The following is a 12720-nucleotide window of genomic DNA, read 5'->3' as shown; positions in this document are numbered from 1 at the left end:
CAATGAAAGTTCGTGCTTCCGTTAAAAAAATCTGTCGTAACTGTAAAGTAATCAAGCGTAACGGTGTCGTTCGCGTGATTTGCAGTGAGCCAAAGCACAAGCAGCGCCAAGGCTAATTAGCAGAAATTTTTACTTGAAATATAAAGGTCGGTCGAGTATATTCCTCGGCCTACCTTTTGTGTGCAAAAGAAGTAGTATGCCGCAGCGTATCCTCGACGGGCTTTGCTGCGGATAATTTCTTATATAAGTACTAGGAGTGAATAGTGGCCCGTATAGCAGGCATTAACATTCCTGATCAGAAGCATGCTGTAATTGCATTAACTGCAATCTACGGCATCGGTAAGACCCGTTCGAAAGCTATCTTAGCTGATTTGGGTATTGCTGAAAGTGTTAAGATCAGTGAACTAACTGAAGAGCAGATCGATCTACTGCGTGATGGTGTAGCTAAATACACTGTAGAGGGTGATCTTCGTCGTGAAGTTTCCATGAACATCAAGCGTCTTATGGACCTTGGCTGTTACCGTGGTCTTCGTCATCGTCGCAGTCTACCACTACGTGGACAGCGTACTAAAACCAACGCTCGTACCCGTAAGGGTCCGCGTAAACCGATCAAGAAATAGTCGGAAGGGTATAGAGTACAATGGCAAAACAACCAACTCGCGCACGTAAGCGTGTACGCAAGCAAGTTGCTGATGGCGTAGCGCACATCCATGCATCTTTCAATAACACAATCGTAACTATCACAGACCGTCAAGGTAATGCTCTAGCTTGGGCAACTGCTGGTGGTTCTGGTTTCCGCGGTTCTCGTAAGTCTACTCCGTTCGCTGCACAGGTTGCTGCTGAGCGTTGTGCTGAAATGGCTAAAGAATACGGCCTTAAGAACCTAGAGGTTATGGTTAAGGGTCCAGGTCCAGGTCGTGAATCAACTGTTCGCGCACTGAACGCTGCTGGTTTCCGTATCACTAACATTGTTGATGCGACACCAATCCCTCATAACGGTTGTCGTCCACCTAAGAAACGCCGCGTATAACGTTTCTAGGAAGATTGGAGAAAGATCATGGCAAGATATTTGGGTCCTAAGCTGAAGCTTAGCCGCCGCGAAGGTACTGACTTGTTCCTTAAGTCAGGCATTCGTGCGATTGATACCAAGTGTAAAATTGACAACGCACCAGGTGTACACGGCGCTCGTCGCGGTCGTCTATCTGAGTACGGTGTTCAGCTTCGTGAGAAGCAAAAAGTTCGTCGTATTTATGGCGTTCTAGAAAAACAATTCCGTAACTACTACAAAGAAGCTGCACGTCTTAAAGGCAATACTGGTGAAAACCTACTTCAGCTTCTTGAAGGTCGTCTTGATAACGTAGTTTACCGCATGGGCTTTGGCGCTACTCGCGCAGAAGCACGTCAGCTAGTAAGCCACAAAGCTATCCTAGTTAACGGTAAAGTTGTAAACGTTCCTTCTTTCAATGTTGCGGTTAACGACGTTGTTGCAATCCGTGAGAAAGCTAAAAAGCAATCTCGCATTAAAGCAGCTCTAGAAGTTGCTGAACAACGCGAAAAACCAACTTGGATTGAAGTAGATGGCGGCCAAATGGAAGGTACATTCAAGCGTATGCCTGAGCGTTCTGACCTGTCAGCTGACATCAACGAACAATTGATCGTCGAGCTTTACTCTAAGTAAGGTTAAACTAAAGAGAGGACACAATGCAGGGTTCTGTAACAGAATTTCTTAAGCCACGTCTTGTTGATATCGAACAGATTAGCACGACACACGCAAAAGTAACTCTTGAGCCGTTAGAGCGTGGTTTCGGCCATACTCTGGGTAATGCACTTCGCCGTATTCTTCTATCTTCAATGCCAGGTTGTGCTGTAACTGAAGTGGAGATTGAAGGCGTACTACACGAGTACAGCACCAAAGAAGGCATTCAAGAAGATATCCTTGAGATCCTTCTGAACCTAAAAGGTTTGGCTGTTCGCGTTGCCGAAGGCAAAGATGAAGTGTTCATTACGCTGAACAAATCAGGCTCGGGCCCTGTTGTTGCAGGTGACATCACCCATGATGGTGATGTAGAGATCACTAACCCTGAGCACGTGATTTGTCATCTAACGGATGACAACGCTGAGATCGCTATGCGTATCAAAGTAGAACGTGGTCGTGGTTATGTTCCAGCTTCAGCTCGTATCCATACTGAAGAAGATGAGCGTCCAATCGGTCGTCTACTTGTAGATGCTACTTACAGCCCAGTAGACAAAATTGCCTACTCTGTGGAAGCCGCTCGCGTAGAACAACGTACTGATTTAGATAAGCTCGTTATCGATATGGAAACGAACGGTACTCTAGAACCTGAGGAAGCAATCCGTCGTGCAGCAACTATTCTTGCTGAACAATTGGATGCGTTCGTAGATCTTCGTGATGTACGTGTACCTGAGGAGAAGGAAGAGAAGCCAGAATTCGATCCAATCCTACTGCGTCCTGTAGACGATCTTGAACTAACAGTTCGCTCTGCTAACTGTTTGAAAGCAGAAGCGATTCACTACATCGGTGATCTAGTACAGCGCACTGAGGTTGAGCTACTTAAAACGCCAAACCTTGGTAAGAAATCTCTTACAGAGATTAAAGACGTGCTTGCATCACGTGGTCTATCTTTGGGCATGCGCCTAGAGAACTGGCCGCCAGCGTCTATCGCTGAAGATTAATCGATACTAGTTAGAAGGATTAGGTCATGCGCCATCGTAAGAGTGGTCGTCAACTCAACCGCAACAGCAGTCATCGCAAAGCGATGTTCAGCAACATGGCTAGCTCTCTAGTACGTCATGAAGTTATCAAGACTACTTTGCCAAAAGCAAAAGAGCTACGTCGCGTCGTTGAGCCTTTGATTACACTAGCTAAGACTGACAGTGTTGCAAACCGTCGTCTAGCATTTGCTCGCACTCGTGATAACGAAGTTGTGGCAAAACTATTTAACGAACTAGGTCCACGTTTTGCAGCTCGCCAAGGCGGCTACACACGTATCCTAAAGTGCGGTTTCCGTACTGGTGATAAAGCTCCAATGGCATACATTGAGCTTGTCGATCGCCCAGAAGTAGCTGTAGAAGCTGCTGCTGAGTAATCAGTTCGTATAATTAAAAAAGCCGAGTAGTAATACTCGGCTTTTTTGTATGCGTAGATTTTATCTTTGAACACAGGCTAACCAGATAATTATGCGTAGTGTCGTTTTTGATAGATGCTAAGTAAGAAATACTAATAAAAAAAGGTCAGCGAATGCCAACCTTCTCACTATCAATTCTATTTATAGAATATCGAGTAGCTCTACTTCAAATACTAGAGCTGCAAAAGGAGGAATTGCAGCGCCAGCGCCACGCTCACCGTAGGCAAGATCTTGTGGAATATAGAGTTTCCATTTTGAACCCACAGGCATCAGTTGTAGTGCTTCTACCCAACCTTTGATTACACCTGTTACTGGGAATTCAGCTGGTTGACCGCGAGATACAGAGCTATCAAATACTGTACCGTCAGTCAATTCACCGTGGTAATGAACACGTACTTGCTTGTCAGATGTCGGGATATCCCCCGTACCTTCTGTAAGAATTTCGTACTGTAGACCAGATTCAAGAACGGTCACTTCAGGGCGTAGTGCGTTATCTGTTAAGAATACTTCACCGTCGGCTGCGGCTGCTTTGGCAGCTTCTTGGCGCAGAGATTCTGCACGCATGTGCAACTCTTGCAGTGCATTATTGATTTCATCAATTTCAATTGATGGCATGTCGCCTACTAATGCGGTTGCGATACCTGCGGCGATGGCGTCAACGTTAAGTCCTTCTAGACCACTACCCGCAAGTTGTTGGCCCATTTGTAGACCGATACCGTAGCTTGCTTTTTGCTCTACAGTGTCAAATTTTACTTCAGACATAAACAGTCACTCTTTTTATGTAAATAAACAAGTCCAAAGGATATCAGTTTCAAGCATGGGATGAAATGCTAATGGGAAATATCCAATATTGAACCTTCAGGTTGTGACAAATCGCAGATCCCAAAGAAAAATGTTCAAGATTGTGTCAACGTTTACGTTATCGCCACCTTGGCTCTATACTGATCCCTCTTGAGTTTTTATACTGTAGCTCGACAGAAAAGGAGACGGGTTAAGATGAATCGTCGTCACAAGAAGAAACCGCAAACTGATTATTTAGCGTTTATCCAACAGAAGTGGCATGCATTCGATTGGCGTGGCCTTATTTTACGTGTTCGCACAGTTTGGCTGGCGCTGCCTAAGCTTCACCAGCGCGCTTTATTAGCGATCGTTCCAGTAGTGTGTTTGCTCATTATTATTCCTTTTCCTGAGCGAACAGAGCAGGCCGCTCTACCGAAAAGTAATGAGCGTGTGGAAATCAGCATTAATACGGTTGGGTTGAGTGAACAAAAAACGCCTCAACAAACCGATCGTAAATCTGAGTTCTGGCGAGAGTACACTGTTAAAAACGGGGACACTTTGTCGCAGGTTTTTCGGGCAAATGATTTACCGATGTCTGATCTTAATGCCTTAGTCAAAATTGAAGGCAGTGACAAACCGCTCAGCCAAATTACCCAAGGCCAATTAGTTCGCTTCAAACTCGCGGCTGATGGGCAACTCGATATCCTGCAACTTGAGAAAAACGATCAATCAGTGATGTTTTTCAGGCGCTCAGATGGCGGATTTGGCCGTAGTAAATAACACGCTTTGATCAAGAGGGTTATTTACTTGCTGAGCTGCATGTCGATATGCGGGATATCATCTTCTAGATACATCGCCGACGTTTGTTGAAAACCATAACTTTGATAGAAGCTAGCAAGATAGTGCTGTGCACCAATTTCAATATCTTGATTGGGCCACAGCTTCTGGCATTCGGCTAATGCTTGCTGCATTAATTGGTGTCCAAGGCCATTTCCTCTCGCTTCTTTTTGGGTTGCAATGCGACCAATACTGACACTTGGGTAGCTAATCCCCGCAGGGAGTAAGCGCGCGCAGGCAACAATCTGCTGATCCTGTTCACCAATTAAATGAAAAACACCCGGCTGAATATCCTTATTATCCAATTCAGGGTAAGGACAGGTTTGTTCGACCACAAAGACATCGACGCGCAGTTTAAGTAGCGCATAAAGTTGATGAGTGGTTAATTGTGAGAATGAAAGACAGTGCCAAGTAATCATCGTAGTGCCCCTTTAAAAATGGATGTCGTTACTCTATCAAGCTTAAGTGCATGATTCATTAACAAAGGTTAAGAGTGAGCTACAAACTTGATGAATGATAAATAAAGATTCACTAGCCACACGAGGTTAAATAACGATAATAGGCGTTTAATTTTCGTCTAACGAAAGGACGGTCTCTTGAGTAATCTCTCTTTTTCAACGGTAAATCTACAACCAGAACTTCTTTCTAACCTCGATACTTTGGGATACACCAAGATGACGCCGATTCAGGCGTTAAGCTTGCCAACCATTTTGGCGGGTAAGGATGTGATTGGCCAAGGAAAAACAGGCTCAGGAAAAACAGCAGCGTTTGGTTTAGGCGTATTATCTAACCTCAACGTTAAGCGTTTTCGCGTTCAAGCTTTGGTGCTATGCCCAACGCGGGAGTTAGCCGATCAAGTCGCAACGGATATTCGTACACTCGGCCGCGCCATTCATAATATTAAAGTGCTCACCTTGTGTGGCGGCATGCCAATAGGTCCACAAATTGGTTCGTTAGAGCACGGTGCACATATTTTGGTTGGTACTCCGGGGCGTATTCTTGACCATTTAGACAAAGGTCGTATCGATCTCTCTGAACTCAATACGTTAGTGCTTGATGAAGCGGACCGAATGCTCGAAATGGGTTTCCAAGAAGCGCTGGATGCGATCATCAATGAAACGCCAACCAGCCGTCAAACATTGCTGTTTAGTGCTACGTTCCCAAATCAAATCAAACAAATTGCGCAGCGGATTATGCGTGAGCCTGAAATGGTCAAAGTTGAATCCACCCATGATACGTCCAGCATTCAGCAATATTTTTATAAAGTAGAGGGTACAGAGGCGCGTGATCGCGCGTTAGAACTGCTGCTTTTACACCATCAGCCTGAATCTGCCGTGGTGTTCTGTAATACAAAGAAAGAAGTACAAAGTGTTGCTGAAGATCTACATCACAAGGGCTTTAGTGTGGTGGAACTGCATGGTGATTTAGAGCAGCGTGACCGTGACCAAGCTTTGGTGCAGTTTGCTAATAAAAGTATCTCCATTTTAGTTGCAACCGATGTGGCGGCACGTGGCCTTGATGTCGATAACTTAGATGCGGTATTTAACTTTGAGTTATCACGTGATCCTGAAGTGCACGTGCACCGCATTGGGCGTACTGGCCGAGCGGGCAGTAAAGGTTTAGCCTTTAGCTTCTTCAGTGACAGTGAAATGCACCGAGTGGCGATGATTGATGAATATATGGATATGCCCATCGAACCTGCTAAATTGCCTGATGCCAGTGCGCTAAACAACGCGCCTTATCAAGCCAATATGGTCACTATCCAGATTGATGGCGGTAAAAAGCAGAAAGTGCGCCCGGGAGATATTCTAGGGGCGTTGACCAGTAACGACGGTATTGACGGTCAATATGTCGGTAAAATTAACATGTTACCGATGCGCAGCTACGTTGCAGTCCATAAATCGGTGGCGAAAAAAGCACTGAAGAAAATGGAAAGCGGTAAGATGAAAGGACGCCAATTTAGAGCACGCCTTCTAAAATAAGCCCCTTCATTTAGAATTAAAGCCAGCGAACAACTCGCTGGCTTTTGCGTTTATGAGGGCTTTGAACTGAAAGGTGTCGAATTCAAATAAGCGCTGGCTTGCTCCTTACCCATGTATTTTGCCAGTGTATGCAGCGGAACTTGTTTCAAGTTCACTACAATTAAGCCATCTAACGCATTGTTAAACGCGGGGTCGACATTAAAACAGACGAGCTTGCCATTCATCCCTAAATATTGGCGCAGCAATACAGGAAGGCCCTTGCCATTTTCCATTTTTGCTAACACTTTCGACAGCAGAGAAATGCTTGCCAAAGAGGAGAGCAAGTTGGTTTGCCAAAATGTGTTCCCATTGCTCCGTAGTGGAGTGGAAGGTGAAACCAAGGTTGCCTTTTCATGATCATAATGATGAATAGAGAGTGTGGCGGCCATTAATTGTCGCGCGGTGTGGCTGTAATCGTTGCTAATGCTTACTGGGCCAAACAAGTGCGTATATTGTGGATGACGCGCGACAAACGCAGCAATACCTTTCCACAGCATTAACAGTGAGTTGAGGTTGCGCTGGTATTTCGAGGAAACCACCGAGCGGCCTAGCTCAATACTGGTATCGAGTGTGTTGATGAAGGCTTCATCATACTGAAATAAGCTACGGGAATAGAGCCCTGCTAACCCTTGCTTCGCTATCAGTTTATCCACTAACCCCAATCGATAAGCTCCAACAATTTGACGGTCTTTCTTGTGCCAAACAAAGAGCTGGTAGTAATGGCGATCATACTCATCAAGATCACAAGCTAAGCCGCTTCCTTCACCTACGGCGCGAAAACTCTCTTCACGAATTCGACCAATCTCTTGCAGTATGTGGGGTAACTGCTCGCTTGCGGCGCAATAGACAATCCAATCACCTTGCTCTAAGAGCTTGCTTTCGCTTGGCAGCGCGGCGAGATCTTGCTCAAGCTTCTCTACAATAAGCGCATCAATAATAGGAAGGGGCGATGTCACTAACTCTGGTGAGGATGGCGTTGCAGTGGGTGCTGCACTCATTAAATAGGTATTGAGACGCAGATAATGAACAATGTCTCGTTCCTGTTCAAATGCTTTCACTTCAGAATAGGGGATGGGATTGCCGATGGAAATTTCAATGTTGTGCGCCTGCTTATTCAGTAGCTCGCGGCCGAGCAATGCCGTTCGCAGTAGTGGATGAATTCGCCCCGCTTGATAAAACAGAGTGCTATTTTTACCATTAATAAAGATTGGGACGGTGGTGGCTTGGGCGCGTTTAACAAATTTGGCGACGGATTGACTCCATTCGATATCCGACAGTGTTTGCGATCCTTTGGGGTAAGTAGATACCTCACCAGCAGGGAAGATAATCAATAAGCCACCTTGAGCCAAATGAAGATTCGCATCTCGAATAGCTTGCGCATTGGTGCTGCGAGCACTTTTGCTATTGAACACATCGACACCGATAAAGAGTTCACTAATTTCAGGCAGGCGCTTTAGCAACTGATTCGCCAGCACTTTAATATCGGTGCGTACTGAACCAATTAAATCGGCTAATATCACCCCTTCAATTGCGCCCAGCGGGTGGTTAGCGACGATCACCACTGGGCCTGTTTGTGGAATGTTATCGATGCTGCCCAAAGCAAGGCGATATTCGATATTGAGTGCCGCTAGCGTGTAGCGCATAAACTCAAAGCAAGAGGGTTTGGCAGGACGCTGCTGATACAGTTTATCCAGTGTTGCAAGCCCAGAGGCCCATTCAACAATCGATTCTGCGACGCCAAATGGAGTGTGTCGTGGTAAACGAAAAGGACTGGCTAGCATAATTACACTCCTTTATTCAGCCACTGGTGCAATAAACCATCACCGTTTTTGAGATCTCGTCGCACCAAAAAAGCCGCACACAACCAAACAAGACAAGCCATCGCAAATAACAGGCCGCTATCATTGCCGACCACTTCTCCTACTTGGTTAAACTCTGGCATCACAATGCCAAGAGGCGTAAATAAATGAAAGAAAATCGCACCACTCATAATGCCGACGCTCATCAGTGCACCAAGGCCATGCCAGCGGCTAAACAGCAAAATAGAGGCTATCAGTTCAGCCGTTCCGATTAAATATCCGCCATACACAGCAAACCAACCGAGGCCAGACCACGCACCTAAGGTGCCAAAAATATAGTGGGTTTCGTAAGAGCCGGAAAACTTAAAGACAAGCGATTGAATAAAAACAAACGCAATCAAGAGTGAGGGGAGATGCTGGCTAGCTTTAAACGTCATGGTGTGGCTCCTACTACTTAATTAAATTGGGCCAATTTTTATCGGCTTGTTGGATGTGCACCGCTTGGTTGGCATCCCATAATGTTTTGATCTTTTTGTCGTAATTGAGATAGAGCTTGCCGTCGACAATCGCCCATTGATTGGGATCTCCCGGAGCAAAATCGTTCTTTTCAGAGACGGCCCAAGCACAGTAGCCGCCATATTGCGGCGCATATTGGTTAGGGTTATTCAGAAACAGTTCAAGGTTCTCTTGTGAAGAGAAATACCACTGCGCATTTTTATAAAGGGTCGAAAAATCGGAGGAGCCTTTTACTGGCTCTCCTTCGGTGAAGTAGGCGACGGTGTCATAGCCACTCAGCGCTTTATTGCTCAGAAAGCTGGTGTAAATTTCATCCTCAGCGAGGCTCACGCTGCTGACAAACAGCAGTAATAGTCCTAGTAAACGTTTCATTGTTGATTCCTCATAAATTGGCGACCCAAGGAGTGGTTTTGTCGATCTCATCACGCTGCTGGTGGAGTGATGTCTCACTGAGCTGTAAGCAAGGTGAACCTGAGATATAGGTCATATACTGCTGCTGTTGTGTGACGCGTAAATAGGTAAAGCTAACGGTGTGCGCATCTTGACGATGCATACAGGGTGCCCAATGTGGATGGGCCTCATGGTGGTGTGCGTGAAATTTTAGTCGCTGTTGCACGCTATCTTCCTCGGCGATTAAAGCTTGATAGAGCTGCGAGCGGTAGTGTTGCACCTGTTCTAAATCGACACTGGATGAAAATAGAGGCGATTGCGTCACCGCGATTTGGCTCTGTTCACCATTCCACGCCAGAGCCATTACATTGCCTTGTACATCAGTTAAATTAGGGTCGAAAGCAAGCAAAGTGAATGGTGCAAATTGCTGAAGATTAAGCTGTGTAAACGCTTGGATAACCTTCTCGACACTGACTTGACTGGATAAATGCTTAAGCAATTGACCGCGGCTCACTAAGCGTTCGGCATCGGCTCCTTGGGGGATTTTACCTTGGTAATTATTGAGCAAGCACAAAGCCAAACCGCATTCATTAAGGCTGATCCAACTGCCTCCACCAGCAGGATCAATCGGCATCAACACTTCAACACCAGCTTGCGTGTATTGTTTAGGTGGCAACGCTAATGGGCGGTTTTTTTGTTCATCACGGTTAAAAAATAGATGATAGCCGTGTTTGTCGAGTAACCAAGAAACAGAGCACATGTTATTGCCCCCGAATGAAGGAGGCCGTGGCTGGCGCTAAGCCGAAAGCGGCATCAGTTTCTACATGCAGCAAATGAGCAACCACTTTAGCCATCGCAAAATGGTGCTGTGCATGCAAAGTGGCGAAGCTTAACTCTCGCTCCCATGTTGATGAGAGAGAGCACACTTGCGTTTCCTGCAATGAGGTTTCAACAAGTACCGTAACGGATTTTTGGAGTGAGGCCGAGCACTGCGTTAACCATTGAATTAAATACTCAATTTCGGCCAAGGCCGCAGCGCGGGACGTCTCAACGAGGTGGCCCCGGCGGCGTTGGTTGTAATCAATAGTGCTAGTTGAGTTAGCCAGCGCATGAAACAGATCCAACCAATGACGAAAATGTTGCCCCACTGAACTGGCGACAATTGGCGTGGCTAAGTGGGTGTAGTGCCTATCTTCTAACTGTTCGAGAAACTGGTGCGCTTGCTCCAGTGTTTCAATGCCGCCTTGGATCACGGGGGCATGATTAGGCTGCGATGCGCTTTGTTGTGAACTTGTGGTGATTGCAAACATATTTCTATCCCTATGATTGTTCTTATGGATAAGGTTAATCCGTGCTTGGGTAATGTTCGGTTAAGGCCTTTTCTTTGCGCCAAGCGTTCAGCAGTTCAGCCATTTTGGGTGTTTGATGGCCTAACTTTCGCTGTTGCGCACCAATGTCGAATAAGATTCGGTACTGTCTGAGTAAGGTCGAGAAGATCTCACGCAGCGGTGTTTCTCTATCCCAAATATGAGCGGCTTCACTGCTTGCGCCATTGATTTCCAAAATCGTGAACTGTTCTCCAGCCATCAATTGGTGAATATTGGCAAACTTGATATCGAGCCGCCCATAATGAAACCCGTCAACGTTGTTAAAAATCTCATCCAGCTTGTTGGTGAGAGCGCGAGTAATGTAACGGTTACCATTGCGGAAAATCGATCCGCGACTATGGCTGCCCGCAAAGGCGAGTTGAAACTCCTGCCCTGCTTCAAGAACCCAATCGAGCTTCTCAAGGTGGCGAGGAAAATAGAGGTGAGGGAGTTGCCCTGCGCGTGGGCAGCGTTCAATTAACTGCTTTAAAGTGTGAATGCCATCCCCAGTGACAAACGGGGCATACTTAAGTGTGATGGAAATAATGTTGCCTTGAGCCTCACCGGGATAGCGCACATAAAACACGCCAGCTTCAGCTTGATACGGCGCTTTTTGTTGCAGTAAAAAACGGGCGTTAATTGGGAATGATTGAATGTAGTCACTCAGTTGCTGTTCATTTTGCAGCAGTTTTACGCCTACGCCGCGGCAGCCTAAATCTGGTTTAGCGACAAGAGGGAAATCCAACGATGCTTGTTGCATTGCAGACAGAGCCTGTGCTGTTTGCTGCTGAGCGGTTTGATGGCTTTTCGTTCGGGTGATAAAGGGCGATATCCACTGCTGAGCGTATTCACCGGCTAGATTAAGAATGTCGTGTTTTGACTCTCCAACCATGCCGCTGAGCTTGATGCCGGGGTTTGCAATTAAGGGTAAGCCCCAGTTGCCATAACGCAGCCCTTGCAGCAGGCTTTGAATCACCACCGGAGTGTAGAAAAACCAACTGGGCAGAAATTCATAAGGAGAAATGCTGCGTTTGGTGTCTTGCTCTAAAAGCGGCATACCCGCGTTGATTTTGCCATGTGCAATGCAAGGCATTTCTAATTTGGCGTTCATGACAATCCTTTAGAAAATGATTTGTTGAGAAGACGATTGGTGAGCATTAATAGCCCAACCGCGATAGGAATAATGATCCATTGATAAGGAGAGGACTGTTGCCAAACCTGACTCCCTAGGTAATAAAGCGTTGAAAAAACGATCAGTGTCCACAGTGCTGTGGCCGTCAGTACGGAGCACAGAAATAGCGCCAACGGAATAGAAAAAAAACCGCTCAAAGTAAAGCCCACCGTTCTTAGGCCGGGGACAAAGCGAATAATAAACAGATTTAAAAAAGTATGATGGTGCAGCTTGCGACGGACGGTTCGAAAATGTTTATTGGTCAGCGCTTGATAACGAAGAGGACGAACGCGTTGTGCCACTTGGCCTAAGTAATACAAACCGAGATCGCCACTGACAATGCCGACAAAAATAGCCAACAACGCCAAGCCGGGGGGCATGAGATTTTGCAAAGCCAGTGTGGCGGCGGTGACAATAGCGACATCCTCTAACAAATAGGAAAGCAAAATTACGCCGATGAATAGTAAAGTCAGTGAATGACTTTCGGCTGTTAGAAAGGTTTGAATGTCGATAGCAAGCCCCACACTTCCTCCTTAGCAAATTATGATCAAGTATAGAATAAGGCGCTGATTGCGCTTTTATTCTCATTACGAGGACAAAGACCTGCCAAAGAATAGAAAAATTGCATATTTGATGATTTTTTATAATTAAATTTAATCAAACTAATATTTAAAAATTAAACAGAGGTTGTAA

17 protein-coding genes are annotated in these 12720 nt (G+C 45.9%); 8 read left to right on the top strand and 9 right to left on the bottom strand.

Annotated features, from left to right (window positions below):
• Positions 1–2: 2 nt before the first annotated feature.
• From rpmJ to rplQ, 6 genes are all read left to right on the top strand, one after another.
• Positions 3–116: a 50S ribosomal protein L36 gene (gene rpmJ / locus AACQ42_RS00270; RefSeq protein ID WP_000868186.1), complete on the top strand. Its 114-nt coding sequence runs from the start codon at positions 3–5 to the stop codon at positions 114–116.
• A gap of 147 nt (positions 117–263) precedes the next feature.
• Positions 264–620 carry a 30S ribosomal protein S13 gene (gene rpsM / locus AACQ42_RS00265; protein ID WP_010318779.1) on the top strand — a complete coding sequence of 119 codons (357 nt, stop codon included), beginning with the start codon at positions 264–266 and terminating at the stop codon, positions 618–620.
• 20 nt (positions 621–640) lie between these two features.
• Positions 641–1030, top strand: a complete 390-nt coding sequence (rpsK, locus tag AACQ42_RS00260) for a 30S ribosomal protein S11 (protein WP_001118870.1) — start codon at positions 641–643, stop codon at positions 1028–1030.
• Between the two features lie 27 nt (positions 1031–1057).
• Positions 1058–1678, top strand: a complete 621-nt coding sequence (gene rpsD / locus AACQ42_RS00255; protein WP_013855928.1) for a 30S ribosomal protein S4 — start codon at positions 1058–1060, stop codon at positions 1676–1678.
• Between the two features lie 23 nt (positions 1679–1701).
• Positions 1702–2694 carry a DNA-directed RNA polymerase subunit alpha gene (locus AACQ42_RS00250; RefSeq protein ID WP_010318781.1) on the top strand — a complete coding sequence of 331 codons (993 nt, stop codon included), beginning with the start codon at positions 1702–1704 and terminating at the stop codon, positions 2692–2694.
• A gap of 26 nt (positions 2695–2720) precedes the next feature.
• The gene (gene rplQ / locus AACQ42_RS00245; RefSeq protein WP_017042856.1) at positions 2721–3107 is read left to right on the top strand and encodes a 50S ribosomal protein L17; all 387 of its coding nucleotides are present in this window, start codon (positions 2721–2723) and stop codon (positions 3105–3107) included.
• A gap of 180 nt (positions 3108–3287) precedes the next feature.
• Here the strand turns inward: rplQ and AACQ42_RS00240 are convergent, their stop codons facing one another.
• Entirely contained in the window at positions 3288–3908 is a 621-nt protein-coding gene (locus tag AACQ42_RS00240) for an FKBP-type peptidyl-prolyl cis-trans isomerase (protein WP_010318783.1), read from the bottom strand.
• Between the two features lie 234 nt (positions 3909–4142).
• On the opposite strand from AACQ42_RS00240, the gene AACQ42_RS00235 reads away from it, so the two are divergent.
• Complete coding sequence (locus tag AACQ42_RS00235; protein ID WP_029190036.1) at positions 4143–4706, top strand: LysM-like peptidoglycan-binding domain-containing protein; 564 nt, start codon at positions 4143–4145, stop codon at positions 4704–4706.
• A gap of 23 nt (positions 4707–4729) precedes the next feature.
• On the opposite strand, the gene AACQ42_RS00230 is transcribed toward AACQ42_RS00235, so the two are convergent.
• Positions 4730–5182, bottom strand: a complete 453-nt coding sequence (locus AACQ42_RS00230) for a GNAT family N-acetyltransferase (protein ID WP_013855931.1) — start codon at positions 5180–5182, stop codon at positions 4730–4732.
• 177 nt (positions 5183–5359) lie between these two features.
• On the opposite strand from AACQ42_RS00230, the gene dbpA reads away from it, so the two are divergent.
• Complete coding sequence (dbpA, locus tag AACQ42_RS00225) at positions 5360–6745, top strand: ATP-dependent RNA helicase DbpA (RefSeq protein ID WP_094165213.1); 1386 nt, start codon at positions 5360–5362, stop codon at positions 6743–6745.
• 50 nt (positions 6746–6795) lie between these two features.
• Here the strand turns inward: dbpA and AACQ42_RS00220 are convergent, their stop codons facing one another.
• Genes AACQ42_RS00220 through AACQ42_RS00190 form a run of 7 tightly spaced genes read right to left on the bottom strand, consistent with a single transcriptional unit; the run spans position 6796 to position 12551 of the window.
• On the bottom strand, positions 6796–8565 hold the full coding sequence (locus AACQ42_RS00220; RefSeq protein WP_094165211.1) for a lysophospholipid acyltransferase family protein: 1770 nt from the start codon (positions 8563–8565) through the stop codon (positions 6796–6798).
• Between the two features lie 2 nt (positions 8566–8567).
• On the bottom strand, positions 8568–9020 hold the full coding sequence (locus AACQ42_RS00215) for a hypothetical protein (protein WP_094165209.1): 453 nt from the start codon (positions 9018–9020) through the stop codon (positions 8568–8570).
• A gap of 13 nt (positions 9021–9033) precedes the next feature.
• The gene (locus AACQ42_RS00210; protein ID WP_094165207.1) at positions 9034–9471 is read right to left on the bottom strand and encodes a YHS domain-containing (seleno)protein; all 438 of its coding nucleotides are present in this window, start codon (positions 9469–9471) and stop codon (positions 9034–9036) included.
• Between the two features lie 10 nt (positions 9472–9481).
• On the bottom strand, positions 9482–10249 hold the full coding sequence (locus AACQ42_RS00205; protein WP_094165205.1) for an NRDE family protein: 768 nt from the start codon (positions 10247–10249) through the stop codon (positions 9482–9484).
• A 1-nt stretch (position 10250) separates the two neighbouring features.
• Entirely contained in the window at positions 10251–10799 is a 549-nt protein-coding gene (locus tag AACQ42_RS00200) for a hypothetical protein (RefSeq protein WP_013855937.1), read from the bottom strand.
• A gap of 34 nt (positions 10800–10833) precedes the next feature.
• Positions 10834–11967: a hypothetical protein gene (locus AACQ42_RS00195; protein WP_017042863.1), complete on the bottom strand. Its 1134-nt coding sequence runs from the start codon at positions 11965–11967 to the stop codon at positions 10834–10836.
• Positions 11964–12551: a DedA family protein gene (locus AACQ42_RS00190; RefSeq protein WP_094127455.1), complete on the bottom strand. Its 588-nt coding sequence runs from the start codon at positions 12549–12551 to the stop codon at positions 11964–11966. Before AACQ42_RS00190 ends, AACQ42_RS00195 begins: the two co-directional genes overlap by 4 nt.
• Between the last annotated feature and the right edge of the window lie 169 nt (positions 12552–12720).

The sequence above is a fragment of the Vibrio sp. V12_P9A6T4 genome (assembly GCF_963874835.1).
GTDB classification, from domain to species: Bacteria; Pseudomonadota; Gammaproteobacteria; order Enterobacterales; family Vibrionaceae; genus Vibrio; species Vibrio anguillarum.
The sequence above is the reverse complement of the archived record's forward strand: the minus strand, read 5'-3'. Positions and strand labels throughout refer to the sequence as shown.